Below are 25,848 nucleotides of genomic sequence, written 5' to 3' on the forward strand. Positions count from 1 at the left end.
TCCATCCCACGCCGGGCCCTGCGCTCTTCGTGGGATGGGGGAGAGCGCAGCGATACCCAGCATCGGCAAGACCCATGACAAGAAGGATCGCACCTTGAGCGAACAGAGCTACCTGCTGGCCATCGACAACGGTACCCAGAGCGTGCGCGCGCTGCTCTTCGACCTCGCCGGCAACCTGGTCGGCAAGGGCAAGGTCGAGCTGGAGGCCTACTACTCCACCCAGCCCGGCTGGGCCGAGCAGGACCCGGAGTACTACTGGGCCAAGCTCGCCGAAGCCTGCCAGCAGCTCTGGGCACAGAGCGGCATCGATCGCCGTCGCATCCGCGGGGTGTCACTGACCACCCAACGCGGCACGCTGATCCATGTCGATGAGCAGGGCCGCCCGTTGCGCCCGGCGATCCTCTGGCTGGACCAGCGCCGCGCCGCGCTCGAGGGCAGGATCGAGGGCCCCTGGGGCTGGCTGTTCAAGCTGGTCGGCGCCGAGGGCGCGGTGGACTATTTTCGCAGCCAGGCCGAGGTCAACTGGGTGGCCCAGCAGCAACCGGAACTGCATGCGCGCACGCACAAGGTGCTGTTGTTGTCCGGCTTTCTCACCCAGCGCCTGTGCGGGCGCTTCGTCGACTCCCTGGCCTGCAGCGTCGCCTACCTGCCGTTCGACTACAAGCGCCTGAAATGGGCGGCGCCGCGCGACTGGAAGTGGCAGGCGGTGAGCGTGCGGCCGGAACAGTTGCCCGCGCTGTTCAAGCCGGGTGAGAAACTCGGCGAGATCAGTGCCGAGGCCAGTCGGCATACCGGCATTCCAGAGGGGCTGCCGCTGATCGCCGCGGGCGCCGACAAGGCCTGCGAAGTCCTTGGCGCCGGCGCCATCGAGCCGAGCGTGGCCTGCCTGTCTTACGGCACCACCGCGACCATCAACACCACCCGCGCGCGCTACCTGGAAACCATTCCGCTGATTCCGCCGTATCCGGCGGCGATTCCCGACCACTTCAACACCGAGGTCATGATCTACCGTGGCTTCTGGATGGTCAGCTGGTTCAAGCGCGAGTTCGGCCTGCGCGAGATGCAGCGTGCCGCCGAACTGGGCGTAGAGCCGGAGAAGCTGTTCGACGAATTGGTCGAGCAGGTGCCGCCCGGTTCCATGGGCCTGATGCTGCAGCCGTACTGGACGCCGGGCATCCGCGAGCCGGGGCTGGAGGCCAAGGGCGCGATCATCGGCTTCGGCGACGTGCACACCCGCGCGCACATCTACCGCGCCATCCTCGAAGGCCTGGCCTATGCCCTGCGCCAGGGCAAGGAGCGCATCGAGAAGCGCTCCGGCACCCGCATCGAGCGCTTGCGCGTGGCCGGTGGCGGTTCGCAGAGCGACGTCGCCATGCAGCTCACCGCCGACATCTTCGGCCTGCCGGCGGAACGCCCGCATGTCTACGAAGCCTCCGGGCTGGGCGCGGCCATCGACTGCGCGGTCGGCCTGGGCCTGTACCCGGACTTCGCCAGCGCCATCGCCGCCATGACCCGCGTTGGCCAGGTGTTCCAGCCACGGCCCGAGGCGCGGCGCACCTACGAGCGGCTGTACCGCGAGGTCTACCAGCGCATGTATCGCCAGCTCAAGCCGCTGTACCGCAGCATCCGCGAGATCACCGGCTACCCGGCGTGAGCGGCCGCCGCGCCGCCTGCGCTTGCGTACCACCTTGGGCGGAGGGAGTGGTCCTTCGGACTCATCTGATGCATGATGGCGCGGCGCCAGTATTTCGCCGCCGGAATACCGGCCGATAGCGTTCGCGACTCAATCCGATTTCAGGAGCAGGCATGGCCGGTATTCTCGACAGCGTCGATCAACGCACCCAACTGGTGGGGCAGAATCGTCTGGAAATCCTGGTGTTCCGCCTGGCTGGCCGGCAACAGTTCGCCATCAACGTGTTCAAGGTTCAGGAAGTGCTGCAACTGCCGCGCCTGACCCTGATTCCGCAGCGTCACCCGATGATCTGCGGGGTGATCAACCTGCGCGGGCAGACCCTGCCGGTGATCGACCTGTCCCACGCCATCGGCATGCGCCCGCTGCGCCCCGAAGAGCGCAGCACCATCATCGTCACCGAATACAACCGCTCGGTGCAGGCCTTCCTGGTCGGCGGTGTGGAACGCATCCTCAATCTCAACTGGGAAGCGGTGCAGCCGCCGCCGGGCGGCGCCGGGCGCCAGCATTACCTGACCGCCATCACCCGCGTCGACGAGCGCCTGGTGGAGATCATCGACGTCGAGAAGGTGCTCGCCGAGATCGTGCCGATGAACACCCGCGTCTCCGCCGAGCGCCTGGATTCCGACCTGCTGGCGCAGACCCGTGGCCGTGAAGTGCTGCTGGTGGACGACTCCAGCGTGGCCATCGCCCAGTTGCGCGACACCCTCGGCCAGCTTGGCCTCAAGCTGCATGTGGCCACCGATGGCTTGCGCGCGCTGCGCCAGCTCAAGGCCTGGGCCGATGCCGGCGAAGACCTCGACGAAAAACTGCTGATGATCTTCACCGACGCGGAAATGCCGGAAATGGACGGCTACCGCCTGACCACCGAGATCCGCAACGACCCGCGCCTGAGCAACCTCTACGTGGTCCTGCACACCTCGCTGTCGGGCAGCTTCAACGACGCCATGGTGCGCAAGGTCGGCTGCGACGACTTCCTTTCCAAATTCCAGCCCGACCTGCTGGTGGACGTGATCCGCCGCCGCCTGGAAAAGCTCCCCGCCTGACCCGGACTGCGTGCCTGCCCGCTGCGCGGCGGGCGCGCAGCCGTTGCGGTCGGCCATGGCCGGCCGTATAAGGACGCTTTGCCGTGCACAAGGAAGCCGTCCGATGATCAGCCTCAGCGCCCTCTACCGTTACCCGCTCAAGTCCGGCATGGCCGAGAGGCTTCAGGTCGCGCGCCTGGATGCCCTGGGGCTGGTGGGCGATCGTCGCTGGATGGTGGTCGAGGCGGCGAGTGGGCGTTTTCTCACCCAACGCCTGCTGCCGCAGATGGGGCGTATCGAGGCCCGCTGGGGCGAGGAAGGGCACAGCCTGCGTCTCAGCGCGCCGGGCATGGCGGAACTGCACGTCGAGGTGCCTGGGCAGGATGACGGCTTGCGCGGCGTGACCATCTGGCGCGACAGCCTGCAGGTGCCGGACGCTGGCGATGCGGCGGCCGATTGGCTCAGCCGCTTCCTCGGCCGCCCCTGCCGGCTGGTGCAGATTCCCGAGCAGCGCGCCCGGCAGGTCGACACTGCTTACGCCGAGCCCGGCGAACGGGTGCATTTCGCCGATGGCTTCCCCTTGCTGCTGATCGGCCAGGCATCGCTGGACGATCTCGTCGCGCGGGTCGGCCGGCCGCTGGAGATGCTGCGCTTCCGCCCCAACCTGGTGGTCGCTGGCAGTGCCGCCTACGCCGAGGACGGCTGGAAACGCATCCGCATCGGCGACCTGGCGTTCCGCGTGGCGAAGGGCTGTTCGCGCTGCATTCTCACCACGCTGGACCCGCAGACCGGGGAGCGTTCCGCCGATCGCGAGCCGTTGACGACCCTGAAGACCTATCGGGAGCGCGAGGGCGAAGTGTTCTTCGGGCAGAACCTGATTGCCCTGGGCACGGGCGAACTCCATGCCGGCATGCCGGTCGAGGTGCTGGAGTAGCGCGGGGCTGCCCGCTCTCCCGTCGGCTGACGCGGCTCAGGGCGCGGCCGTGTCCTTGACCTCGCTCCAGCTGCTGTCCGGGTCGAAGCGTGGCATGGCTTTGGCGATCTTGGCGCTGTCTGGGCCGAGGTCCTTCTGGAACACCTCGCCATCGTGGCTGATCATGAAGGACATCACGCCACTGTCGGCATAGCGGGCTGGCCAGGCGACAAGCGCGAAGCCGCGGGTCATCTTGCCGGCGATCCGGTAGTCGTAGGCGCCACCGGGCGCCGACGGCCCCTGCGCGGTGAGAATCCGATACTGATAGCCGTGCCACTCGCCGCCGGGCTTGGCGTCGCCGAACAGCGGGCCGAGCGGGCTGATCTCCACCCCGGGCGCTTCCGCCCAGTACAAGCCGTCGAACTTGCCGTTGCTGCTCATGAACTTCTGTGCGTACTCCAGCACGCCATCGCCGTTGCGATCGACCTCGGCATAGTCCATCTGCGCATCGTGATAGGCCTTCACCGCCTGGATCGCCGCCAACTCGTTGCGGCCAATGCGGCGCAAGCGAATCTCCTCGACGCTGCCCTTGGCGTCGAAGGCCCAGCCATGCGCGCCGTGCCTGAGGACCAGCGGCAGCACCCAGGCCTCGTTGCCGACCGCCAGGTGGGCGTGATCCTCCTCGGGCTGGATCACATGCTTCTGCTGGTAGAGCGCAATGAAGGCATCGACATCCTTGCGCTCGATCCGCTTGACCGGGATGTAGTTGCGCCAGTCCTCGCCCAGCAGCGCCGCCAGGCGCGCGGCATCGGCATGCTGGGTGCCCAGCGCGGCGACGAAGGCCGCGGCGGCGGCATCGGGGGTGGGAAACACCTGCTGGGCGAACGCCAGCGGAGCCAGCAGGGGCAACAGTGAAGCGAGAAGGGGACGCAGCGCGGCATGCATGGATGATTCTCCTCTCAGCGTCTGCGTCCGCCAGCGCTCCGCGATGGCGCGGAGGCGGGACGTTGCACCGGGCGGCCGACGCGCTCTGCCTGAGGCCGGCTGGCGTTGGCGCGGCTGGCTTGGCCACGCTCGAAGTTGGCGCGTGATTGCGTGGGGCTGCGGGCATCCGCGAATGCGTTGTTGCGCGGGCCCTGTGCGCTGGCGTAACGCTCGCGCGCTTGCTGCCGGGCCTTGGGATTGTCGGCGCTACGTTGACGCACTGCTGCGCCGGATTGTTCGCGCTGCCGGCTGTTGGCCCGCTGGCTCAGGTCGCGATTGGCGGTTTGCGCGCGCTCGCGGGCCTGCCGATTGCTCGTCGCCGGGGCTTCGATGCCGCGCTGCGCCAGGCTCTGCCGCGCGCGCTCGCGATCGGCGGCGCGCGCGCTGTCCTGGCCGCGCAGGGCGGCGCGCTGCTCGCCGCCCTCCAGGCGCCGGCCGTAGCGCTCCTGGTTGGCGCGATCGCGGTAGGGCACGCCTTGGCGATTGACCGGGTTGTGCTGCCAGGTCTTCTGGTTGGCATTGAGCTGACGGTTGCTGTTCAGGTTGTTGTAGCGGTTGACGTCGATATCGACATCGCCATGGCCCCAGTCGCAGTCGCCCCATAGCGAATCGATGATCGCCACCCCGGCGCCGAAGGCCAGTCCGGCGGCGAGCGCGGTGCCGATGGTGTAGGCCGGCGACGGCGGGTAGTAGGTCGGCGGATAGGACGGCGCGGGCCAACTGCCATAGACCACGTTCGGGTCGTAGCTGGGAACGTAGACCACCTGTGGATCGGCGGGCTCGATGATGATGGTCTGGGTCGCGCTGGCTGGCTCCGCCGCCTTGGTCGGCGCGGCCGGCTGCGCTGAAACCTTCATCTGTTCGTTGGATTTCAGGTGCCCGGCGGCCTGGGCGCGCTGGCGCAGGCGCTGGACGGAGTCCATCACGGCGTTGGGCTGGGCGAGGAAGGCATCGCCGAGGCGCTGGACCCAGATCGGGTCCTGGCCGAGGGTGGCCAGGACCTCGGGGAAGGCCACCAGCGATTGCACGCTGGGGTCCCAGGACTGCTCGGCGACCTGGCGCACGGCGTCGTCACCCTTGGCGTCCGGGTGCGCCTTGGACCAGGCGACGGCATCGGCGACGTTGCCGGGATAGGTCGCCGCCATCAGGATCTGCGCCAGCAGCGCGTCCGGGTAGAGGGCGATCGGCGCCAGCATCTGGTCGAGTTCTTCCGGCTTGAACACGGCCTCGCTCGCACCGATCGTCGCGGCGGGCGCCGTCGCGGTGGCAGGCGTCGCGGCTGTGGAGGGCGCGGTGGTCGGCGCCTCGGCCGGCGTCGTCGCTGCTTCGGCGGCGCAGGGGCCGTCGCCTGCTGAATGGCTGGCCAGGGCCAGGACGGCGAGCAGCATGGCGGTATAGCGATGAACAGGGTGCATGACGCTTCTCCCCGCAAGGCCAGCGGACCGAGATATCGGCCCGGATTGCCGCCAAACGCGCCGGGCAGTAGTGGCAAGCATAGGTCGGAAGATCTGCGGGTGCCGTGATTTGTGCGGCGGGGGGGGCTGGCGCGCTGCGCTACCGGCGACACGCGGAGCGCCTCGCTGTGCGCGGCGGGGACAGGTGGGGGAGAGGCGCTCTGGCGATGGGTTTCAGGCTCGTCCGCCAGCCAAGCCGGGGCGGACGAGCCGAATGCTCAGAGTTCGTCGAAGAAGCGCTCGTGCCAGTCCACCAGTTGCTGCGGCGCATCGAGCTTCTGGCCGTAGATCACCGCGTAGGACAGCACGTTCTGCACGTATTGGCGGGTTTCGTCGAAGGGAATGCTTTCCACCCAGACATCGAAGGACAGGTGGCGGGCATCCTTGAGCCACTGGCGGACACGGCCCGGGCCGGCGTTGTAGGCGGCGGTGGCGAGCACGCGGTTGCCGTTGAACTGCGATTGCACCTGGCTGAGGTAGGCGGCGCCGAGCTGGATGTTGACCTCCGGCATCGCCAGTTGCTGCGGCGAGGCGAAGGGGATGCCGAACTTGCGCGCGGTCTCCTTGGCGGTGCCCGGCATCAGTTGCATCAGGCCGGTGGCGCCGACGCCGGAGCGGGCATCGGCCATGAAGGCGCTTTCCTGGCGGGTGATGGCGAACACCCAGCTGGAGTGCAGCCCACGGGCGCGGGCTTCGCGCACCAGGCTGGCGCGGTGCGCCACCGGGAAGCGGATATCCAGGTCGTCCCAGTATTGCGCCTGGCTGACCGCGCGGATCGCCGGGAAATACCACTGCATGTCATAGGCCATCTTGGCCTGGGCCAGCAGCTCTTCACGGTTGAACACGCGCGCCGCGTAGTACCACTCGCGGCGCGCGCTGATGACGTCGCCACGGGCATAGAACTCCAGCGCCCGGCGGGTGCTGGCGGCGTTGCGCACGAACTGCATGGTGCGGGCGCTGACCGGTACCGGGCGGTTGTTCAACTGGTAGGGCGCGTTGATCCGGTCGGCGGCCAGGAAGCCGTAGAAGTCACGCTCGCGCGCCAGCGGCTGGTACAGATTGAGCGACGCGCTGTTCTGCGGTTGCGCCAGTTGCAGGGTGCGCGCCTGCCAGTAGCGCCAGCGGTTGGTCTCGGCGAGTTCCTTGGGCAGCTGGCGGGTCAACTGGTAGGCATCCTCCCAGCGGCCCAGGCGCATCAGCAGGCGCAGGCGCCATTCACTGACATCGTTGTCACGCAGTTCGGGGTCGTACTTGGCCATCAGCGGCAGCGCGCGCGAATCGAAGCGGCGGGCCAGGCCAAGGCCGATCTGGCGGGCGATGTTGACCTTCTCCTCGCTGGAGAAGGGCAGGCTGTTCTCGTAGTGCTCGAGCAGGTCGATGGCGCGCTCCGGCTCCTGCTTGGCCAGGCGGCGCAGGCCGAGGCCGACGACGTCGGCCATGGCGTGGGTACGCTGCTCGAAACGCCCGGTCTGGCTCAGTTGTGCGGGGTTCTGCGCGACATTGATCATCAACTGGCCGAGGACGCCGAGGTTCGGCAGGCGTTGCGCCAGTGTGCTGGCCAGGCCGTAGTTGCCTTTCTCGGCGGCCAGTTTCAGGCGCTTCCAGACCATGTCTTCGGTCAGTTGGCCCTCGGCCTGCCAGAGGCCGAAGAGGGTGTCGCAGGCATCCGGCTGGGACTTGCCCACCAGCCAGAGTTTTTCCGCGCTGGCGTAGCCGGCGGCTTTCTGCCCGTGGCTGAGCTGATACTGGCCGTACAGGCAGTCCAGCTCGGTGAAGTTCATCTTCGGGTCGTAATAGGTGAGGAAGGTCTTCCAGTCTTCGCGATCGGCCAGTTGACGCAGCCAGCGCAATTTCAGCCAGTTGATCTGCGGCAGGTCGCCGTGCTCGGTGAGGAAGCCCTCGATTTCCGCATCGCTGGCGCTTTTCAGACGGTTGGTCAGATCGTCGTAGGCCAGGTACGGCTCCAGCGGATAATCGGCCAGGGCCTGGCGATAGCGCAGGTAGGGATCGCTGTCGCCACGGGCCAGGGCGGCCTTGGCTTCGTCGTACATCTGACGCTGTTGTGTCAGGGACGCGGCCTGCGCCGCAACGGCGCTGGTCAGGGAGAGGATCAGGCAGGAAAACAGTAGTGACAGGCGACCGCGCATGGCTCTTCCGGGCAGGTGAATCTAAGGCGTAGCGCAGGCCGACGCCGATAGGCTCTAGCTTAGCCTGTTGCGGGAGGGAGGCGGAAGCACCGCCTGGGCCTTGCGACCGCTGGCCGAAGATGCCCGCTCATGCGTCTGAGACTCTGACTTTTGCCGACTTTCCCTTACACTGCGCCCCCAGTTTTCGGAGATGCCCCATGACTTTGCTGAAGTTCACCGATGTGTCCCTTGCCTTTGGCACCACGCCGCTGCTGGACAAGGTGTCCTGGCAGATCGAGCGGGGCGAGCGGGTCTGCATCATCGGCCGCAACGGCACTGGCAAGTCGAGCATGCTCAAACTGGTCAAGGGCGAGCAGATGCCCGACGACGGCGACATCTGGCGCGCGCCTTCGCTGAAGATCGGCGAACTGCCGCAGGAATTGCCGGTGGCCGACGAGCGCAGCGTCTATGACGTGGTCGCCGAGGGCCTGGCCGGCGTTGGCGAGTTGCTCGCCCGTTACCACCACCTGAGCCAGCACATCGAGACCGAAGACGACCTGGCGCAACTGGCCAGGGTGCAGCACGAGCTGGAGGCCCGCGACGGCTGGCGTTTGCAGCAACTGGTGGAAAACACCCTCAGCCGCCTGCAACTGCCGGCGGACAAGACCCTCTCCGAGCTTTCCGGTGGCTGGCGCCGCCGCGTGCTGCTGGCCCAGGCGCTGGTCGCCGAGCCGGACCTGCTGCTGCTCGATGAGCCGACCAACCACCTGGACATCGGCGCCATCGCCTGGCTCGAAGAGGCTCTCTCCGGTTTCCAGGGCGCGGTGCTGTTCATCACCCACGACCGTGCCTTCCTGCAGGCGGTGGCCAACCGCATCCTCGAACTGGATCGCGGTCATCTGATCGACTGGAAAGGCGACTACGCCAGCTTCCTGGTGCACAAGGAACAACAGTTGGCGGCGGAGGAGGCGGCCAATGCGCTCTTCGACAAGCGCCTGGCCCAGGAGGAAGTCTGGATTCGCCAGGGCATCAAGGCCCGCCGTACCCGTAACGAGGGTCGGGTGCGCGCGCTCAAGGCGATGCGCAACGAACGCGCCGAGCGCCGCGAGCGCCAGGGCAAGGCGAGCTTCCAGCTGGAGACGGCGGAGAAATCCGGCAAGCAGGTGATCGTCGCCGAGCAGATCGGTTTCGCCCATCCCGGCGGTACGCCGCTGATCCGTGATTTCTCCCTGGTCCTGCAACGCGGCGATCGTATCGGCCTGCTCGGCGCCAACGGCACCGGCAAGACCACCCTGCTCAAGCTGTTGCTCGGCGATCTGCAGCCGACCTCCGGCAGCATCAAGGTCGGCACGCGCCTGGAAGTGGCCTATTTCGACCAATTGCGTCACCAGCTCGAACCGGAAAAGACGGTGATCGACAACATCGCCGAAGGCCGCGAGTTCATCACTATCGATGGGCAGAACCGCCACGTTCTCAGTTACCTCGGCGACTTCCTCTTCGCCCCGCAGCGTGCGCGTACCCCGGTCAAGGCGCTGTCCGGTGGCGAGCGGGCACGCCTGTTGCTGGCCAAGCTGTTCAGCAAGCCGGCCAACCTGCTGGTGCTGGACGAACCGACCAACGATCTCGACGTGGAAACCCTGGAGTTACTGGAAGAGGTGCTGCTGAGCTTCCCGGGCACCGTGCTGATGGTCAGCCACGACCGGGCCTTCCTCGACAACGTGGTGACCAGCACCCTGGTCTTCGAAGGCGAAGGGCGTGTACGCGAGTTCGTCGGCGGTTATCAGGACTGGTTGCGCCAGGGCGGCTCGCCGCGCCTGCTCGGCGTGGGCGATGAGAAGGTCGAGAAGGCCGTCGCCAGCGAACCCGTGCCGGCTCCGGCGCCGGCCGCGACGGAAGCGCCGGCGGCGAAGAAAAAGCTCAGTTACAAGCTGCAGCGCGAGCTGGAAGCCATTCCGGGGCAGATCGACGCCCTGGAAGCCGAGCTGGCCGCGCTGCAGGAAGAAACCGCGGCAGCGGATTTCTATCAGCGCCCGCAGGAGGAGTCCCGCGTGGCCCTGGAGCGCCTGAGCAGTCTGCAGGCCGAACTGGACCGGCTGATCGAGCGCTGGGCCGAACTGGAAGAGTGAGCCGTTCGCCGCGGGCGCGGGGCCCGAGGGCGAGCCGATGCATCGGCGATGGATGATTTGGGATGTCTGAATGACAATCGACTATTGCATCACCCTGGATGATGAGCACGAGTTCAGCTACCGCATCGAACTGGAGCGTAGCTACGACCGCGAGCGGGCGGCCGAGGCACCGAAATGGACGCGCCTGGAATGCAACCAATGCAGCAATTGCCCGCTGTCGCGCGAGCAGTACAGCCATTGCCCGGCGGCGGTCGACCTGTATCGGGTGATCGAGGATTTCCGCGGTTTGCCGGCATTCACCAAGGTCGAGGCGCGGGTGCGCACACCGGAGCGTGAATACCGCAAACACGTCGGCCTGGAGGAGGGCCTGCGGGCATTGTTGGGGGTGATCATGGCCACCAGCGCCTGCCCGTTGCTGGCCAAGCTCAGGCCCATGGCACAGCAGCACCTGCCCTTTGCCAGCAACCAGGAATTCACCACCCGTGCGGTTTCGCTGTACCTGATGCGGCAGTACTTCAACTACCGCGAAGGGCGCCACGCCGACTGGCAGCTGAAGGGCCTGGTGCGCCTGTTCCAGCAGCTGCAACTGGTCAACCAGGCATTCTGGCAACGCATCCACGACACGTGCCTGGGGGACTCCAACCTCAAGGCGTTCCTCAGCTTCTTCTCGATGTCATCAAGCATGAGCTATTCGCTGGAGGCGCAGCTGCAGAAGGTCCGCCCGATGCTGATGAGCGGTGGCGACCTGTTCTGATCGCCATGTTGCCCTGACCCCATGAGCGCGGCGGGCGCCCTTGGCCCGCCCGTCGCGCCTGGCTTCATTCGGTTTTCTGCAGGCGCACCGCCAGCACGTCGCAGGGGGCGCCGTGGAGCACGTCGTTGGCGGTGGAGCCGAGCAGCAGGGCCAGGCCGTGGCGGCCATGGCTGCCGACGATGATCAGGTCGCAGCCCTGCTCGCTGGCCAGGCGGTGGATTTCCTGGCGCGGCTGGCCGTAGACCAGGTGGCTCTGGGCCACGGAGACCTGCGGGTAGCTGAGGGTGAACTGGTGCATGCGCTCCTTGGCCTGGTCGAACTGCTGCTGTTGCAGCATCGACAGGTCCATCGGCACGTCGCCGCCGAAGGCCATGGCCATGGGTTCGACCACGTGCACCGTGGATAGCTTGGCCTGGGTGCTGGCGGCCAGTGCCACGGCGCGTTTCATCACCGGGTCGCATTCATCGGTCAGATCAACCGCGACCAGAATGTGTTGATAGGGCATGAGTGTCTCCTCCGGAGGACTGAATGAATACAAGTATGGCCCGTCGGGCCGGGGTATACCTGATATGAGTGTCTGGCTGGTGATCCTGCTTCTCGCCCTGGTGCTCAGCCCGCTGACCTGGCTGCTGCCATCGCGCGGCCAGCGCGGGCAGATGAATCTGCGTCTGGAGGCGCGGCGCCTGGGCCTGGCCATGCAGATGGCGCGCCAGGAGTGGCCGCATTGGCTGGAGCGTCAGCCGCCGCGCAGTTGCGCGCAATATCACCGGCCGCGCAGCCGGGGCCGCACCGATACCTGGGATTACTGGCAGAGCGCGCCGGGCGTCTGGCTGGACCGCTGGCGCGAGCCCTGCGCCGACACCGAGCTGGCGAGCGCGCTGGCCGGCCTGCCGGCGGATGTGTACAAGGTCGAGGCATCGGCGCAGTTCATCGCGCTCTACTGGGGTGAGCATGGCGACAGCGCCGATCTGCAGTGCATCCTCGCGTTCTTCACGCAGCGCGCCTGATCGGCGCATTCACTGTTGCGCCGCGGCATAAAGCGAAGAGATCTGCTCCAGATCGGCAATGATGCCATCGGAGTACTTGTCGATGAGGAAGGGCACGCTGCCTTGGGCGGCGCTTTGCAGTGACTTCTCGATGTAGTGCCACTTGATGGCGATGGAGTGCAGTTCCTTGCCGATTTCCGGGGTGGTCTGCGGCGCCTGCTGCAACTTCAGCAGATTGATGGCGAAGCGATTGGTCAGGTCGTCCAGCGGTTGCTGGTCGTCGCTGCTGACCGGGCTGGCGCCGACCGATGCGTTGCGTGACACGTAGTTCCAGGTGATGGCCTGCATCAGCACGCTCTGCTCGCGGCTTTGCTGCGTCAGCGGCGGCACCTGCTGGCCGCTTTCCTCCTGAATCTTGCCGTACAGCTGTTCCGCAGTGTCGAGCAATTGGCGGTTCTGCGTGGCCAGGTCGCCGAGCGGTTTGAAATCGCTGTAGCCATTCTGTTTCTGCGCCTGGGTCTGGGCGATCAGGGCCTGCCTGTAGGCGCTCCACTGCGTCTGCAACTGGCTTTTCAACTGGCGGGAAGCCTCGCCGGGCATGTCGCCCAGCTGCGTGACACGGGTGTCGGCGTCTTGCGTCGAGCTGTCGATCAGCTTGACGTAGCGCGGGTCACCTTCCATCGACGTGAGCATGAAGAAATCGCTGAGGCTGCGCTGCGCGGCAAGGCGCAACTGGTGGACGGCGAGGAGATCTTCGGCCGGCGCGGCGGCGGCCAGGGCGGGGAGGGCGGACAGAATCAGCGAGGACAGCAGGCGGGCCAGCGGTCGGCGTGGCATGGATCCATCTCCTTGGGGCCGTTGGGCTTCTTTTTCTTCTTCTGCCGGATTGCGCGGCGCGGCAACCGGCCTGGCGGACTCTAACGCGCGTCCGGGGGCTTTGGCCAGTTGCCGGCGGAACGGCCGTTCCATCGGCCGGTACCTGGCCCATGCTTTTGCTGAATGGCGGGAAAATCCCCTGCTGAATAGAGCGAGCCAGAGGCATTTCGCCGGCTTTCCCGCAGCCGCCTGCCGATTGACAAGCCAGCGCTTTTCCGTGAAGGTGTGCACACCCGAATCAAACGGGCGTATGAATCGAGCGTTTGCTAGTCACACAGACTCGAACATGTCGCCCCGGCTATCGCACCGGCGGGTGTGCCGCAGGCTTTGGGACTATGCTCGGCGACTGCAGAGCGTCCCGATACACGGCGACCGGTGCGTGAGTTCAAGCTTCCCTAGCGTGGAGATCAGTTGATGATTTACCAAGGTAAAGCCATCACGGTTAAGGCTCTTGAGAGCGGCATCGTCGAGCTGAATTTCGACCTCAAGGGCGAGTCCGTCAACAAGTTCAACCGGCTCACCCTGAATGAACTGCGTCAGGCAGTGGATACCATCAAGGCCGATGCGTCCGTCAAGGGCGTGATCGTGACCAGCGGCAAGGGCGTGTTCATCGTCGGCGCCGACATCACCGAGTTCGTCGACAACTTCAAGCTGCCCGACGAAGAGCTGCTGGCCGGCAACCTCGAAGCCAACAATATCTTCAGCGACTTCGAAGACCTGAACGTGCCCACCGTCGCTGCGATCAATGGCATCGCCCTCGGCGGCGGCCTGGAAATGGCCCTGTCGGCCGACTTCCGGGTAATGAGCGCCACCGCCAAGATCGGTCTGCCGGAAGTCAAACTGGGTATCTATCCGGGCTTCGGCGGCACCGTGCGCCTGCCGCGCCTGATCGGCGTGGACAACGCCGTCGAGTGGATCGCCTCCGGTAAGGAAAACCGCGCCGAGGACGCCCTGAAAGTCGGCGCCGTCGACGCCGTGGTCGCCCCTGAGCAACTGCAGGCCGCCGCGCTGGACCTGGTCAAGCGCGCCATCGTCGGCGAGCTGGATCACAAGGCCCGTCGCCAGCCCAAGCTGGAGAAACTCAAGCTCAACGCCATCGAGCAGATGATGGCCTTCGAGACCGCCAAGGGCTTCGTCGCCGGCCAGGCCGGGCCGAACTACCCGGCGCCGGTCGAAGCCATCAAGTCGATCCAGAAAGCCGCCAACTTCGGTCGTGACAAGGCGCTGGAAATCGAGGCCCAGGGCTTCGTCAAGCTGGCCAAGACCCCGGTCGCGGAAAGCCTGATCGGCCTGTTCCTGAACGACCAGGAACTGAAGAAGAAATCCAAGCAATACGACGAAGTCGCCAAGGACGTGAAACTGGCCGCCGTGCTCGGCGCCGGCATCATGGGCGGCGGCATCGCCTACCAGTCGGCAGTCAAGGGCACCCCGATCCTGATGAAGGATATCCGCGAAGAGGGTATCCAGATGGGGCTGAACGAGGCCTCCAAGCTGCTCGGCAAGCGCGTTGAGAAAGGTCGCCTGACCCCGGCGAAGATGGCCGAAGCGCTGAACGCCATTCGCCCGACCATGTCCTACGGCGATTTCGGTAACGTCGACATCGTCGTCGAAGCCGTGGTCGAGAACCCGAAGGTCAAGCAGATCGTGCTGGCCGAAGTGGAAGGGGCGGTCAAAGAGGACGCGATCCTCGCCTCCAACACCTCGACCATCTCCATCAGCCTGCTGGCCAAGGCCCTGAAGCGTCCGGAAAACTTCGTCGGCATGCACTTCTTCAACCCGGTGCACATGATGCCGCTGGTGGAAGTCATCCGTGGCGAAAAGTCCAGCGACGTGGCCGTTGCCACCACCGTTGCCTACGCCAAGAAGATGGGCAAGAACCCCATCGTGGTCAACGACTGCCCGGGCTTCCTGGTCAACCGCGTGCTCTTCCCGTACTTCGGCGGCTTCTCCAAGCTGCTGGGCTTCGGTGTCGACTTCGCGCGCATCGACAAGATCATGGAGAAGTTCGGCTGGCCCATGGGCCCGGCCTATCTGTCCGACGTGGTCGGCATCGATACCGGCCACCACGGCCGCGATGTGATGGCCGAAGGCTTCCCGGATCGCATGGCCGTTGAAGGCAAGACCGCCGTCGACGTCATGTACGAAGCCAACCGCTTGGGCCAGAAGAACGGCAAGGGCTTCTACGCCTACGAAACCGACAAGCGCGGCAAGCCGAAGAAGGTCAGCGATCCGGCGGCCTACGAACTGCTCAAGTCGATCGTGGTCGAGCAGCGTGAACTCAGCGACGAAGACATCATCAACTTCATGATGATCCCGCTGTGCCTGGAAACCGTGCGTTGCCTGGAAGACGGCATCGTCGAGACCGCCGCCGAGGCCGACATGGGCCTGATCTACGGCATCGGTTTCCCCCCCTTCCGTGGCGGTGCGCTGCGCTACATCGATTCGATCGGCGTAGCCGAATTCGTCGCCCTGGCCGACAAGTATGCCGATCTGGGCCCGCTGTACCACCCGACCGCGAAGCTGCGTGAAATGGCCAAGAACGGCCAGAAGTTCTTCGGTTGAGTGCGCAACGAATAGAGCGAGAGTGAATTTATGAGCCTGAATCCGAGAGACGCCGTCATTGTCGACTTCGGCCGCACCCCGATGGGTCGTTCCAAGGGCGGCATGCACCGCAACACCCGCGCGGAGAACATGTCCGCGCACCTGATCAGCAAACTGCTGGAGCGCAATTCGAAGGTCGACCCGGCGGAAGTCGAGGACGTCATCTGGGGTTGCGTCAACCAGACCCTGGAGCAGGGCTGGAACATCGCGCGCATGGCCTCGCTGATGACCCAGATCCCGCACACCAGTGCCGCTCAGACCGTCAGCCGCCTGTGCGGCTCGTCGATGAGCGCCCTGCACACTGCCGTGCAGGCGATCCAGACCGGTAACGGTGACGTCTTCGTCGTCGGCGGTGTGGAGCACATGGGCCACGTCGGCATGATGCATGGCGTCGACCCGAACCCGCACCTGTCGCTGCACGCCGCCAAGGCCTCCGGCATGATGGGCCTGACCGCGGAAATGCTCGGCAAGATGCACGGCATTACCCGTGAAGCCCAGGATCAGTTCGGTGCCCGTTCGCACCGTCTGGCGTGGAAGGCGACCCAGGAAGGCAAGTTCAAAGACGAAATCATCCCGATGGAAGGGTATGACGAGAACGGCTTCCTGAAAGTCTTCGACTTCGACGAGACCATCCGTCCGGAAACCACCGTGGAAGCCCTGGCGCAACTGAAGCCGGCCTTCAACCCGAAAGGCGGCACCGTGACCGCGGGGACTTCCTCGCAGATCACCGACGGCGCTTCCTGCATGATCGTGATGTCCGCCCAGCGCGCCCAGGACCTGGGTATCCAGCCGATGGCCGTGGTTCGCGCCATGGCCCTGGCAGGCGTGGACCCGGCAATCATGGGCTACGGCCCGGTGCCGGCTACCCAGAAAGCGCTCAAGCGCGCTGGCCTGAGCATCAATGACATCGACTTCTTCGAGCTCAACGAAGCCTTCGCCGCACAGGCTCTGCCGGTGCTGAAGGACCTCAAACTGCTCGACAAGATGGAAGAAAAGGTCAACCTGCACGGCGGCGCCATCGCCCTGGGTCACCCGTTCGGCTGCTCCGGTGCACGGATTTCCGGCACCCTGCTGAACGTGATGAAGCAGAACGGCGGCACCCTCGGCGTGTCGACCATGTGCATTGGCCTCGGCCAGGGCATCACCACTGTCTTCGAGCGCGTTTAAGGCGGTCCCGTCTAAGCTATCGAAGATGGACGAGCCGGGGCCTTGTGCCCCGGCTTTCGTTTTTCCGTGCGCCATGGGATTGCCTGTGGCGCCCGGGCCCTGGAGAATCGCGGCTTTTTTGCAGGCCGAGGGAGAGCTGAGATGCCATTGCAGACAGGGCTTTATCGTCATTACAAGGGCCAGCAGTACCGCGTCGTCGGTGTGGCGCGGCATTCGGAAAGCGACGAACCGCTGGTCATCTACCAGGCGCTTTACGGCGAATTCGGGCTCTGGGCGCGTCCCTTGAGCATGTTCACCGAAGCGGTCGAGGTGGACGGAGAGCTGGTTCCACGCTTTGCTCTGATAACCCCAGAAAATGATCCACTGAAGTTGGTAGAGGCCAGCTCCAGCAAATCCTGAGCTTGACCTTGGGCGGACCGCCACTATATATAGCGGTGCCGTTCCGGGCGCCTCCCTCCTTATATTCATCTTTTCGACGCAGGAATCTTCCGATCCATGGGTAAATCGCTGGTCATCGTGGAATCACCGGCCAAGGCCAAGACCATCAACAAGTACCTGGGCAACCAGTACGTGGTGAAGTCGAGCATCGGCCATATCCGCGACCTGCCCACCAGCGGATCGTCGAGTGCCAAGGAACCGGCAGCCGCCAAGAGTCGCAAGACTGCCGCGGAAGCGCCGGCGCTGTCGCCCAAGGAGAAGGCCAAGAAGCAGCTCTTCACGCGCATGGGCGTCGATCCGGAACACGGCTGGAAAGCCAAGTACGAGATCCTGCCCGGCAAGGAAAAGGTCATCGAGGAACTGCGCCGCCTGGCCAAGGACGCCGACACCATCTATCTCGCAACCGACTTGGACCGCGAAGGGGAAGCCATTGCCTGGCACCTGCGCGAGGCCATCGGTGGCGATGACACCCGCTACAAGCGCGTGGTGTTCAACGAAATCACCAAGAAGGCCATTCAGGAGGCCTTCTCTCACCCGGGCGAGCTCGATATCAACCGGGTCAATGCCCAGCAGGCGCGGCGCTTCCTCGATCGCGTAGTGGGCTACATGGTTTCCCCGCTGCTGTGGCAGAAGATCGCTCGCGGCCTGTCCGCGGGGCGTGTGCAGTCGGTAGCGGTGAAACTGGTCGTGGAGCGCGAGCGTGAAATTCGCGCCTTCGTTCCGGAAGAATACTGGGAGGTGCACGCCGATCTGGGCACGCCCAAGGGCGAAAAGGCGCGCTTCGAGGTCGTCCGTGAAAAGGGTGAGGCCTTCAAGCCGCTGAACGAAGCCCAGGCCATGGCCGCGCTGGAGAAGCTGAAAGCGTCCGCCTACACGGTGGCCAAGCGCGAAGACAAGCCGACGTCGAGCCGTCCTAACGCGCCTTTCATCACTTCTACGCTGCAGCAGGCCGCGAGCAACCGCCTCGGTTTCGGCGTGAAGAAGACCATGATGATGGCCCAGCGTCTGTATGAAGCTGGCTATATCACCTATATGCGTACCGACTCGACCAACCTGTCGGCCGACGCCATCGACATGGTGCGCGGCTTCATCGACAGCGAGTTCGGCAAGAAATACCTGCCGGCCAAGCCGAATTTCTATTCGAGCAAGGAAGGCGCCCAGGAGGCGCACGAGGCGATCCGCCCGTCCGATGTCAACCTGAAGCCCACTCAGTTGTCCGGCATGGAGCGCGATGCCGAGCGCCTCTACGACCTGATCTGGCGTCAGTTCGTCGCCTGCCAGATGCCGCCGGCCGAGTACCTGTCGACCACCGTCAGCGTCGCCGCCGGTGACTTCGAGCTGCGCGCCAAGGGCCGCATCCTCAAGTTCGATGGCTACACCAAGGTGCTGCCGCAGCAGAGCAAGCCGGGCGAGGACGATGTCCTGCCGGATATGGCCCAGGGCGAGCTGCTCAAGCTGCTCACGCTCGATCCCAGCCAGCACTTCACCAAACCGCCGGCGCGATACTCCGAAGCCAGCCTGGTCAAGGAGCTGGAAAAGCGCGGCATCGGTCGCCCGTCCACCTATGCGGCGATCATCTCGACCATCCAGGAGCGTGGCTACGTCACCACCCACAACCGGCGCTTCTATGCCGAGAAGATGGGCGACATCGTCACCGACCGCCTCAACGAGAGCTTCTCCAACCTGATGGACTACGGCTTCACCGCCGGCATGGAGGAGAATCTCGACGATGTGGCGCAGGGCGAGCGCGACTGGAAACACCTGCTGGACGAGTTCTATGGCGACTTCAAGAAAAAGCTCGAAGTAGCCGAGGTCAGCGAGAAGGGGATGCGCGCTAACCAGCCGACCCCGACCAATATTCCCTGCCGCGATTGTGGTCGGCCGATGATGATCCGCACGGCCTCCACCGGGGTGTTCCTCGGTTGTTCCGGCTACAGCCTGCCGCCGAAAGAGCGCTGCAAGGCCACCGTCAACCTGATTCCGGGCGACGAGATCGCCGCGGATGACGAGGGTGAGTCGGAGTCCCGCGTGCTGCGTGGCAAGCACCGCTGCCCGATCTGCAGCACGGCGATGGACGCCTACCTGCTGGATGAGACGCACAAGCTGCACATTTGCGGCAACAACCCGGACTGCCTGGGGTACGAGATCGAGGAAGGTCAGTACCGCATCAAAGGCTATGAAGGTCCGAGCCTGGAATGCGACAAGTGCGGCAGCCAGATGCAGCTCAAGACCGGCCGTTTCGGTAAGTTCTTCGGTTGCACCAATGCCAGCTGCAAGAACACCCGCAAATTGCTGAAGAATGGCGAGCCGGCCCCGCCGAAGATGGACGCCATTCGCATGCCCGAACTGAAGTGCGAAAAGGTCGACGACGTCTATGTGCTGCGTGACGGCGCCTCCGGCCTGTTCCTCGCCGCCAGCCAGTTCCCGAAGAATCGCGAGACTCGCGCGCCGCTGGTTGGCGAGTTGATTCCGCACAAGGATGAACTGGATCCCAAGTACCACTTCCTGCTCTTGGCGCCGCAGAAGGACCCGGATGGCCGCCCGGCGGTGATCCGCTTTAGCCGCAAGACCAAGGAGCAGTACGTGCAGTCCGAAGTCGATGGCAAGCCCACCGGCTGGCGTGCGTTCTTCGACGGCGGCAAGTGGAAGGTCGAAGACAAGCGCTGATGTATGGCGCGCCCCGCCTGGCGGGGCGCGCATATACTGCCGAATGACCGCAGGAGGGCGCGCCCATGGCTCAAGAACTCTATACCCGCACCAATCAGAAGCTGTACTTCGCTGGCTTGGCTCTGGAGGCCTGGCGCAATGCCGAATCCGGCCGCGCGATGAATGCCCAGGCGTTGATCCAGGCAGAGCGAGAAGCAGCGCTTTTCCATCTGTACGGCGCTGTGTTGGGCGTTGCCCATGAAATCGCCGGCTATTATCGGCTACCGCAAGCCGCCGCCCCGCGCGTCGAGCTGCTGCTGAATGCCGAGGTGCTGGCCGCCGCGCCAAGCCCTGAGCTGGCTGAACTGGTGGAGTTGGTCCAGCAGCCGGAAACCTGGTTGGCTCGTCTCCTGGCTGCCTATGCGGCGTTGTTCCAGCCGCCGAGTGAGCCGCGCAAGGTCAAGACGGACCCGACCCAGCCGTTGATCCAGGCTGTCAGCCTGGATGCCGACGAGCCGCAGCCGTTGGCCAATGCCGAGCTGGAGGCCTGGCGCAAGTCGCTGAAGGAAATGGTCCTGCGTTTCCGTGGGGCACTGACTGAGCTGTGATGAGCCATCCATCCTGGGCGAGGGTGGATTGGGGTAGGTTGGGCTAGGGCATGGCGGCCATGACTGTTACAATGCGCGTTCTGCTGTGAGAGAACTTTGCCATGCCGACCTCATTTCTGGAAATCGTAGAGCTGCCCGACGGGCGCATCGTGCTGCGTCGCGCGGACGATGAGGAGGCGCTGGTGACCCTGGAGTTCTCCAGCGATGCCAAGGGTTTCCTGCAGGGCCAGCATATCGAGATCGCCAAGGCGATGTTCAATGTCGGTGTGCAAATGGCCGGCCGCCTCGCTGAAGGTGGCGATGTCGAGCAGGACGGCGCGCCTCGCGTCCTGCACTGATTTCACGTCCCTTTATCCCAAGCGAATATTGAGACTCTGCGCCTGTCCGACGACAGCGGCGCGGGATAGTTGCGCGCGGGCGCTGCCGCTGAGTGCCGGTAGCCAACTCACGACGGTGTGGCTGTGCCCCATGCGCAACGCTTCGCAGGCCAGGCTCAGGGCCGCCGCCTGATCGCGGGCCGGCAGCAGCAGGATGCGCTCGCGATTCATTCCTGCTTTGCGCAGCCAGTCAGGCGTCAGGCTGCCAGGCGGGGCGATCAAGGTCAGCCAGCGGGCGTCTTGCTCTTCGCTGAGTTCGCGCAGAATGGGTGCCAGCAAGGTCAGGCAGTTTCCAGGGAGACCGCGTAGCGAGATTTCGCTGAACGCCTGCTCTTCGAGGCGATCCGGTTCTACCAGAGGCATCAGCAGTGGCTCGCTGGCGTTGGCCCAGAGCGCTTCCTGAAAGAGGGGCAGTTGGGCGATGTTCAGCGGCTGGGGGTACTGCATGGTGCCTCCTGTTAGCGGCGGATGACGCCGACGCTCAAGCCTTCGATGATCAGTTCCTGCTCTTCGAGATCGACTTCGATCGGCGCGAATTCCGGGTTTTCGGCGATCAGCCAGACCTTGCTGCCTTCGCGCTTGAAGCGTTTCACCGTGACCTCCTCGCCGAGACGGGCGACCACGATCTGGCCGTTGCGCGCTTCGCGGGTGACATGCACGGCGAGCAGGTCGCCATCGAAGATGCCGACATCCTTCATGCTCATGCCGCGCACGCGCAGCAGATAATCGGCGCGTGGGTTGAAGAAGGCTGGATTGATGCGGCAGGCGTCTTCGACGTTCTGTTCCGCGAGAATCGGGGCGCCTGCCGCGACACGGCCGATGATCGGCAGTTCATCGTCGTTGGCGGCGGTGTTGGGTTCAAAGCCGGGGATGCGAATGCCGCGCGAGGCGCCTGGCGTCATTTCGATCGCCCCTTTGCGGGCCAGAGCCTTGAGGTGTTCCTCGGCAGCATTGGGCGACTTGAAGCCCAGTTCCTGGGCGATTTCGGCGCGGGTCGGCGGGTAACCGTTGTCTTCCAGGCAACGCTTGATGAAGGCGAGGATCTCGGCTTGGCGCGGCGTCAGCTTCTGCATGTCCCTACTCTGTCTTTTTATACAGTTGCTGGGATTATATACAGTGCCTTGGCGCTGGCAACGAATTATTTCGCCGGGGCGAATTGCAGGAGGCTGATGTAACCTGAAGGACCTGGCAGGCGTCTTGCTGGTATCGTTCGTCGCATTGCCCGAGTTTCTGCAACAATTCTCCCCGCGTTGCTTGACAATGGCTTGCAGTGAAACGTAAGTTTCAAACAAGTGTTTGTCAGGTAAGAGTGCCCATGGCCCAGTCGGAAACCGTTGAACGCATCCTCGATGCTGCGGAGCAGTTGTTCGCGGAAAAAGGCTTCGCCGAAACCTCGTTGCGTCTGATCACCAGCAAAGCCGGGGTCAATCTGGCGGCGGTGAACTACCACTTCGGCTCGAAAAAGGCGCTGATCCAGGCGGTCTTCTCGCGCTTTCTCGGGCCGTTCTGCGCCAGTCTGGAAAAAGAGTTGGATCGTCGTCAGGCCAAGCCCGACGCACCGCGCCCAACCCTGGAAGAGCTGCTCGAATTGCTGGTGGTGCAGGCGATGGCGGTGAAACCGCGTAGCGGCAACGATCTGTCGATCTTCATGCGTCTGCTCGGCCTGGCCTTCAGTCAGAGTCAGGGACACCTGCGCAAGTATCTGGAAGAGGTCTACGGCAAGGTCTTCCGTCGTTACATGCAGTTGGTCAACGAAGCGGCGCCGCGTCTTCCCCCCATCGAGTTGTTCTGGCGTGTGCATTTCATGCTGGGTGCCGCTGCGTTCAGTATGTCCGGGATCAAGGCGCTGCGCGCGATGGCGGAGAACGACTTCGGCGTCAGTACCTCCATCGAGCAAGTGATGCGCCTGATGGTGCCGTTCCTCGCTGCGGGCATGCGCGCCGACAGCGGTGTCAGCGATCCATCCCTGGCCGGCGCCCAGCTCAAGCCCCGCAACAAATCGCCGGCGCCCGCCAAGGCTTGAGGCCGCTGGGCGTGCCTTGGGCGATCGGCTAAGCTAGCGGCCCATGGCCGATCTGCTTGACCTGCTGCACATTTCCTTTGCCGATCAGGCGCTCTACGGTTTCGCCGGAGAGCGCCTGATGCTGCGTTGTCCCGTGTCCACCGCGCTGGCCGGCCCTGGCGAGCGCCAGGGCTCGGGATGCACGCCACGCGGCCTGCATCAGGTGCGGGCGAAGATCGGCGACGGCTTGCCCGCCGGCGCGGTGCTTAGTGGCAGGCGCTGGACCGGTGAAGTCTGGACGCCCGAGTTACATGGGCGCTTCCCCGGTCGAGACTGGATCCTTACCCGCATTCTCTGGCTCAGTGGCTGCGAGCCCGGCGTCAATCGCCTGGGGCCGGTGGATACCTTCCGTCGTTACATTTACCTGCACGGCACGCCTGACTGCGAACCCATGGGCATTCCGCTGTCCCACGGCTGCGTGCGCTTGCGCAACGCCGATCTGCTGGCGCTCTTTCCACGTGTACCGCTTCATTGCCGCGTGCGCCTCGACGAATCGCCCCAGCCGCTCTGGCGGACGGCGGCAATCATTTAAGGAAATCCTATGCATGGCTCTCTGATGCTCGATATCGGTGGTACCTGGTTGACCGCCGACGACCGCCACATCCTGCGCCAGCCCGAAGTGGGCGGCATGATCATCTTTGCCCGCAACATCGAAAGCCCGCGCCAGGTGCGCGAGTTGTGCGCGGCAGTACGTGCGATTCGCCCGGACCTGCTGCTGGCGGTGGACCAGGAAGGCGGGCGGGTACAGCGCTTGCGCCAGGGCTTCTTGCGGTTGCCGGCGATGCGTGCCATCGCCGATAACGCCAATGCCGAGCGTCTCGCCGAGCAGTGCGGCTGGCTGATGGCCACCGAGGTGCTGGCGGCCGGTCTGGACCTGAGCTTTGCGCCGGTGCTCGACCTCGATCACCAGCGCAGTGCGGTGGTCGGCAGCCGTGCCTTCGAGGGCGACCCGGAGCGCGCGGCGCAACTGGCCGGCGCCTTCATTCGTGGCATGCATGGGGCAGGCATGGCCGCCACCGGCAAGCATTTCCCCGGACACGGCTGGGCCGAAGCCGACTCCCATGTGGCCATCCCCGAGGATGAGCGCAGCCTGGCGGAGATTCGCCGTACCGACCTGGTACCGTTCCAGCGTTTGGCCGGACAGCTCGATGCCCTGATGCCGGCCCATGTCATCTACCCCGAGGTCGATGCGCAGCCGGCCGGCTTCTCGCGCCGTTGGCTGCAGGACATCCTGCGCGGAGAGCTGGGCTTCGATGGGGTCATCTTCAGCGATGACCTGTCCATGGCCGGCGCCCATGTCGTCGGTGATGCCGCCAGCCGCATTCAGGCGGCGCTCGGTGCCGGTTGCGACATGGGGCTGGTGTGCAATGACCGCGCCGCCGCCGAGTTGGCCCTGGGCGCCTTGCAGCGCCTGAAAGTCAGCCCGCCCGCACGCCTGCCGCGGATGCGCGCCAAGGCCTGGCCTGGGACTGAATACAAGCAGCTGCCGCGCTGGCAGCAGGCCGTGGCAGAACTGCGCGCGGCGCAACTGATCGACTGAGGATTCGCTATGACCGTCTACGCCATCATCGGCGGCACCGGGCTGACCCAACTGGAAGGCCTGACCCTGAAAGACTCGCTGAGCCTGGATACGCCCTATGGCGCGCCATCGGCGCCCATCCAGCGTGGTGAATACGCCGGGCGCGAGGTGCTGTTCCTCGCGCGCCATGGCCATCCACACCGCTTCCCGCCGCACCAGGTGAATTACCGCGCCAACCTCTGGGCGCTCAAGCAGGCCGGGGCCGAAGCGCTGCTGGCGGTGAACGCGGTAGGCGGCATTCATGCGGCCATGGGCAGCGGCCACCTGTGCGTGCCACACCAGATCGTCGATTACACCTGGGGCCGTGAACACACCTATTTCGCGGGCGACATCGATCATGTCACCCATATCGACTTCAGCCACCCCTATGACGAAGGTCTGCGCCAGCAGTTGATCGCAGCGCTGTGCTCGCTCGGCTATCCGCACAGCAGCCACGGCGTCTACGCGGCGACACAGGGGCCGCGCCTGGAGACCGTGGCGGAGATCGCCAAGCTCGAACGCGATGGCTGCGACATCGTCGGCATGACCGGCATGCCCGAGGCCGCGCTGGCTCGTGAACTGGAGCTGCCTTATGCCTGCCTGTCGCTGGTGGTCAATCCGGCGGCCGGCAAGTCCAGCGGGATCATCACCATGGCCGAGATCGAGCAGGCGCTGCAGCAGGGCATCGGCAAGGTGCGTGAAGTGTTGGCGCGGGTGCTGGTGGGCTGAGGTCGCCCGCGGAACTGACGACGGGACACGTCCATGAAAAAGGCCGCATCGCTGCGGCCTTTTTCATTTACTGCGCGGGTTCGCTCGGCGGCGGGGCGTCGAAGCCGCCATTGGCCGGCGCGGCGGGGGCTGGCTGCTGCGGTGCTTGCGCGCCGCTCGGGGCGTCCTCGTCCATGCCGGGCGGCGGCGGGCTGGCCGGTTTGGCGTTGAGCGGGCTGACCTTGATCAGCATGCCCAGGCTGGGGTGGTCGAGGTAGGCCAGGATGCCGTTCTTCAGGCGCACGTCCTGGACCATGTGCTGGCTGCTGGCGAGGAAGCCGTCGGCGCCGAACCGGTTGATCCAGAAGTCGGTCTGGGTGTCGATGAAGCGCTGCATGCTGAGGGTCAGGGTGCCTTCCACCGGGAAGTGGCCGTCCTGCTCCTTGCCTTCGTTGAGGGCGATCTTGACCGGCGTCTCGCCAATGCTCTGTTTCCAGGACTTGTGCATCAGCACGTGATAGCCCTGGGTCTGGCGAAGTTTGTTGGCCTGGGCGTCGAGGGCGGTCGGCCAGCGGCTGTCCGGCGCCGGCGGCTGCGCGCCCTTGGCCCAGTCGTCGGGGGCCGGCTGGCTGGATTGGACGATGTCGCCGTCCTGCTGGAACAGGATGACTTCGACCTGGTAAAGGTCGTCGGCGAAGCTCGCGGGGGCGAGCAGGACAAGCAACAGCAACAGATAGCGGAACATACTG

General features: G+C 65.2%; 24 protein-coding genes. 16 read left to right on the forward strand and 8 right to left on the reverse strand.

What is annotated here, in order from left to right:
• Positions 1-94 precede the first annotated feature (94 nt).
• The 3 genes from BLQ74_RS02670 to BLQ74_RS02680 all read left to right on the forward strand — a co-directional run bounded on the left by BLQ74_RS02670 (position 95) and on the right by BLQ74_RS02680 (position 3,649).
• Entirely contained in the window at positions 95-1,654 is a 1,560-nt protein-coding gene (locus tag BLQ74_RS02670; protein WP_090260573.1) for an FGGY-family carbohydrate kinase, read from the forward strand.
• A 152-nt stretch (positions 1,655-1,806) separates the two neighbouring features.
• Positions 1,807-2,736, forward strand: coding sequence for a chemotaxis protein CheV (locus tag BLQ74_RS02675; protein WP_090260575.1), 930 nt, complete (start codon positions 1,807-1,809; stop codon positions 2,734-2,736).
• Between the two features lie 103 nt (positions 2,737-2,839).
• Positions 2,840-3,649: an MOSC domain-containing protein gene (locus tag BLQ74_RS02680; RefSeq protein WP_090260577.1), complete on the forward strand. Its 810-nt coding sequence runs from the start codon at positions 2,840-2,842 to the stop codon at positions 3,647-3,649.
• A 36-nt stretch (positions 3,650-3,685) separates the two neighbouring features.
• On the opposite strand, the gene BLQ74_RS02685 is transcribed toward BLQ74_RS02680, so the two are convergent.
• The 3 genes from BLQ74_RS02685 to BLQ74_RS02695 all read right to left on the reverse strand — a co-directional run bounded on the left by BLQ74_RS02685 (position 3,686) and on the right by BLQ74_RS02695 (position 8,213).
• Positions 3,686-4,573: a DUF2950 domain-containing protein gene (locus BLQ74_RS02685; RefSeq protein ID WP_090260579.1), complete on the reverse strand. Its 888-nt coding sequence runs from the start codon at positions 4,571-4,573 to the stop codon at positions 3,686-3,688.
• Between the two features lie 14 nt (positions 4,574-4,587).
• Positions 4,588-6,027 carry a DUF3300 domain-containing protein gene (locus BLQ74_RS02690; RefSeq protein ID WP_090260582.1) on the reverse strand — a complete coding sequence of 480 codons (1,440 nt, stop codon included), beginning with the start codon at positions 6,025-6,027 and terminating at the stop codon, positions 4,588-4,590.
• A 257-nt stretch (positions 6,028-6,284) separates the two neighbouring features.
• Complete coding sequence (locus tag BLQ74_RS02695; RefSeq protein ID WP_090260585.1) at positions 6,285-8,213, reverse strand: transglycosylase SLT domain-containing protein; 1,929 nt, start codon at positions 8,211-8,213, stop codon at positions 6,285-6,287.
• A gap of 197 nt (positions 8,214-8,410) precedes the next feature.
• On the opposite strand from BLQ74_RS02695, the gene BLQ74_RS02700 reads away from it, so the two are divergent.
• Together BLQ74_RS02700 and BLQ74_RS02705 are read left to right on the forward strand one after the other, a co-directional pair.
• The gene (locus BLQ74_RS02700; RefSeq protein ID WP_090260587.1) at positions 8,411-10,318 is read left to right on the forward strand and encodes an ATP-binding cassette domain-containing protein; all 1,908 of its coding nucleotides are present in this window, start codon (positions 8,411-8,413) and stop codon (positions 10,316-10,318) included.
• A 70-nt stretch (positions 10,319-10,388) separates the two neighbouring features.
• Positions 10,389-11,072 carry a DUF6901 family protein gene (locus BLQ74_RS02705; protein ID WP_090260590.1) on the forward strand — a complete coding sequence of 228 codons (684 nt, stop codon included), beginning with the start codon at positions 10,389-10,391 and terminating at the stop codon, positions 11,070-11,072.
• Between the two features lie 64 nt (positions 11,073-11,136).
• Here BLQ74_RS02705 and BLQ74_RS02710 read toward each other — a convergent pair whose 3' ends face one another.
• The gene (locus BLQ74_RS02710) at positions 11,137-11,577 is read right to left on the reverse strand and encodes a universal stress protein (RefSeq protein ID WP_090260591.1); all 441 of its coding nucleotides are present in this window, start codon (positions 11,575-11,577) and stop codon (positions 11,137-11,139) included.
• 64 nt (positions 11,578-11,641) lie between these two features.
• Here BLQ74_RS02710 and BLQ74_RS02715 point away from each other — a divergent pair, with 64 nt between their 5' ends.
• Positions 11,642-12,079 carry a hypothetical protein gene (locus tag BLQ74_RS02715; protein ID WP_090260593.1) on the forward strand — a complete coding sequence of 146 codons (438 nt, stop codon included), beginning with the start codon at positions 11,642-11,644 and terminating at the stop codon, positions 12,077-12,079.
• Between the two features lie 9 nt (positions 12,080-12,088).
• On the opposite strand, the gene BLQ74_RS02720 is transcribed toward BLQ74_RS02715, so the two are convergent.
• A complete protein-coding gene (locus tag BLQ74_RS02720) occupies positions 12,089-12,895 on the reverse strand; it encodes a hypothetical protein (protein ID WP_090260595.1) in 807 nt (268 codons plus the stop codon).
• Positions 12,896-13,348: 453 nt separating this feature from the next.
• On the opposite strand from BLQ74_RS02720, the gene fadB reads away from it, so the two are divergent.
• The 6 genes from fadB (at position 13,349) to BLQ74_RS02750 (ending at position 20,732) form a co-directional block, all read left to right on the forward strand.
• A complete protein-coding gene (gene fadB, locus BLQ74_RS02725; protein WP_090260597.1) occupies positions 13,349-15,496 on the forward strand; it encodes a fatty acid oxidation complex subunit alpha FadB in 2,148 nt (715 codons plus the stop codon).
• Positions 15,497-15,526: 30 nt separating this feature from the next.
• The gene (gene fadA / locus BLQ74_RS02730; protein WP_090260599.1) at positions 15,527-16,702 is read left to right on the forward strand and encodes an acetyl-CoA C-acyltransferase FadA; all 1,176 of its coding nucleotides are present in this window, start codon (positions 15,527-15,529) and stop codon (positions 16,700-16,702) included.
• A gap of 141 nt (positions 16,703-16,843) precedes the next feature.
• The gene (locus tag BLQ74_RS02735; protein ID WP_090260601.1) at positions 16,844-17,101 is read left to right on the forward strand and encodes a DUF1653 domain-containing protein; all 258 of its coding nucleotides are present in this window, start codon (positions 16,844-16,846) and stop codon (positions 17,099-17,101) included.
• Positions 17,102-17,197: 96 nt separating this feature from the next.
• The gene (topA, locus tag BLQ74_RS02740; RefSeq protein ID WP_090260603.1) at positions 17,198-19,807 is read left to right on the forward strand and encodes a type I DNA topoisomerase; all 2,610 of its coding nucleotides are present in this window, start codon (positions 17,198-17,200) and stop codon (positions 19,805-19,807) included.
• Between the two features lie 65 nt (positions 19,808-19,872).
• Positions 19,873-20,394, forward strand: coding sequence for a DUF6586 family protein (locus BLQ74_RS02745; protein ID WP_090260605.1), 522 nt, complete (start codon positions 19,873-19,875; stop codon positions 20,392-20,394).
• Positions 20,395-20,495: 101 nt separating this feature from the next.
• A complete protein-coding gene (locus tag BLQ74_RS02750; protein WP_090260606.1) occupies positions 20,496-20,732 on the forward strand; it encodes a hypothetical protein in 237 nt (78 codons plus the stop codon).
• A gap of 12 nt (positions 20,733-20,744) precedes the next feature.
• Here BLQ74_RS02750 and sulA read toward each other — a convergent pair whose 3' ends face one another.
• The gene (gene sulA / locus BLQ74_RS02755; RefSeq protein ID WP_090260608.1) at positions 20,745-21,218 is read right to left on the reverse strand and encodes an SOS-induced cell division inhibitor SulA; all 474 of its coding nucleotides are present in this window, start codon (positions 21,216-21,218) and stop codon (positions 20,745-20,747) included.
• Positions 21,219-21,229: 11 nt separating this feature from the next.
• Complete coding sequence (lexA, locus tag BLQ74_RS02760; protein WP_090260610.1) at positions 21,230-21,844, reverse strand: transcriptional repressor LexA; 615 nt, start codon at positions 21,842-21,844, stop codon at positions 21,230-21,232.
• 242 nt (positions 21,845-22,086) lie between these two features.
• Here lexA and BLQ74_RS02765 point away from each other — a divergent pair, with 242 nt between their 5' ends.
• From BLQ74_RS02765 to BLQ74_RS02780, 4 genes are read left to right on the forward strand one after another with little or no spacing between them, the layout of a single operon-like run.
• Positions 22,087-22,794, forward strand: a complete 708-nt coding sequence (locus tag BLQ74_RS02765) for a TetR/AcrR family transcriptional regulator (RefSeq protein WP_090260612.1) — start codon at positions 22,087-22,089, stop codon at positions 22,792-22,794.
• Between the two features lie 43 nt (positions 22,795-22,837).
• Positions 22,838-23,365, forward strand: a complete 528-nt coding sequence (locus BLQ74_RS02770) for a L,D-transpeptidase (protein WP_090260613.1) — start codon at positions 22,838-22,840, stop codon at positions 23,363-23,365.
• Positions 23,366-23,374: 9 nt separating this feature from the next.
• Positions 23,375-24,373: a beta-N-acetylhexosaminidase gene (gene nagZ, locus BLQ74_RS02775; RefSeq protein WP_090260615.1), complete on the forward strand. Its 999-nt coding sequence runs from the start codon at positions 23,375-23,377 to the stop codon at positions 24,371-24,373.
• A gap of 9 nt (positions 24,374-24,382) precedes the next feature.
• On the forward strand, positions 24,383-25,120 hold the full coding sequence (locus BLQ74_RS02780) for an S-methyl-5'-thioinosine phosphorylase (RefSeq protein WP_090260617.1): 738 nt from the start codon (positions 24,383-24,385) through the stop codon (positions 25,118-25,120).
• A 67-nt stretch (positions 25,121-25,187) separates the two neighbouring features.
• On the opposite strand, the gene BLQ74_RS02785 is transcribed toward BLQ74_RS02780, so the two are convergent.
• Positions 25,188-25,844 carry a CsiV family protein gene (locus tag BLQ74_RS02785; protein ID WP_090260619.1) on the reverse strand — a complete coding sequence of 219 codons (657 nt, stop codon included), beginning with the start codon at positions 25,842-25,844 and terminating at the stop codon, positions 25,188-25,190.
• Positions 25,845-25,848: the final 4 nt, after the last annotated feature.

It is taken from the genome of Pseudomonas panipatensis (assembly GCF_900099785.1).
Lineage (GTDB): Bacteria > Pseudomonadota > Gammaproteobacteria > Pseudomonadales > Pseudomonadaceae > Pseudomonas > Pseudomonas panipatensis.

Coding starts and splice junctions, on each gene's coding strand:
- BLQ74_RS02675 (WP_090260575.1), top strand. CDS start 1,807: ATGGCCGGTATTCTCGACAGCGTCGATCAACGCACCCAACTGGTGGGG.
- BLQ74_RS02680 (WP_090260577.1), top strand. CDS start 2,840: ATGATCAGCCTCAGCGCCCTCTACCGTTACCCGCTCAAGTCCGGCATG.
- BLQ74_RS02685 (WP_090260579.1), bottom strand. CDS start 4,573: ATGCATGCCGCGCTGCGTCCCCTTCTCGCTTCACTGTTGCCCCTGCTG.
- BLQ74_RS02690 (WP_090260582.1), bottom strand. CDS start 6,027: ATGCACCCTGTTCATCGCTATACCGCCATGCTGCTCGCCGTCCTGGCC.
- BLQ74_RS02695 (WP_090260585.1), bottom strand. CDS start 8,213: ATGCGCGGTCGCCTGTCACTACTGTTTTCCTGCCTGATCCTCTCCCTG.
- BLQ74_RS02700 (WP_090260587.1), top strand. CDS start 8,411: ATGACTTTGCTGAAGTTCACCGATGTGTCCCTTGCCTTTGGCACCACG.
- BLQ74_RS02705 (WP_090260590.1), top strand. CDS start 10,389: ATGACAATCGACTATTGCATCACCCTGGATGATGAGCACGAGTTCAGC.
- BLQ74_RS02710 (WP_090260591.1), bottom strand. CDS start 11,577: ATGCCCTATCAACACATTCTGGTCGCGGTTGATCTGACCGATGAATGC.
- BLQ74_RS02715 (WP_090260593.1), top strand. CDS start 11,642: ATGAGTGTCTGGCTGGTGATCCTGCTTCTCGCCCTGGTGCTCAGCCCG.
- BLQ74_RS02720 (WP_090260595.1), bottom strand. CDS start 12,895: ATGCCACGCCGACCGCTGGCCCGCCTGCTGTCCTCGCTGATTCTGTCC.
- fadB (WP_090260597.1), top strand. CDS start 13,349: ATGATTTACCAAGGTAAAGCCATCACGGTTAAGGCTCTTGAGAGCGGC.
- fadA (WP_090260599.1), top strand. CDS start 15,527: ATGAGCCTGAATCCGAGAGACGCCGTCATTGTCGACTTCGGCCGCACC.
- BLQ74_RS02735 (WP_090260601.1), top strand. CDS start 16,844: ATGCCATTGCAGACAGGGCTTTATCGTCATTACAAGGGCCAGCAGTAC.
- topA (WP_090260603.1), top strand. CDS start 17,198: ATGGGTAAATCGCTGGTCATCGTGGAATCACCGGCCAAGGCCAAGACC.
- BLQ74_RS02745 (WP_090260605.1), top strand. CDS start 19,873: ATGGCTCAAGAACTCTATACCCGCACCAATCAGAAGCTGTACTTCGCT.
- BLQ74_RS02750 (WP_090260606.1), top strand. CDS start 20,496: ATGCCGACCTCATTTCTGGAAATCGTAGAGCTGCCCGACGGGCGCATC.
- sulA (WP_090260608.1), bottom strand. CDS start 21,218: ATGCAGTACCCCCAGCCGCTGAACATCGCCCAACTGCCCCTCTTTCAG.
- lexA (WP_090260610.1), bottom strand. CDS start 21,844: ATGCAGAAGCTGACGCCGCGCCAAGCCGAGATCCTCGCCTTCATCAAG.
- BLQ74_RS02765 (WP_090260612.1), top strand. CDS start 22,087: ATGGCCCAGTCGGAAACCGTTGAACGCATCCTCGATGCTGCGGAGCAG.
- BLQ74_RS02770 (WP_090260613.1), top strand. CDS start 22,838: ATGGCCGATCTGCTTGACCTGCTGCACATTTCCTTTGCCGATCAGGCG.
- nagZ (WP_090260615.1), top strand. CDS start 23,375: ATGCATGGCTCTCTGATGCTCGATATCGGTGGTACCTGGTTGACCGCC.
- BLQ74_RS02780 (WP_090260617.1), top strand. CDS start 24,383: ATGACCGTCTACGCCATCATCGGCGGCACCGGGCTGACCCAACTGGAA.
- BLQ74_RS02785 (WP_090260619.1), bottom strand. CDS start 25,844: ATGTTCCGCTATCTGTTGCTGTTGCTTGTCCTGCTCGCCCCCGCGAGC.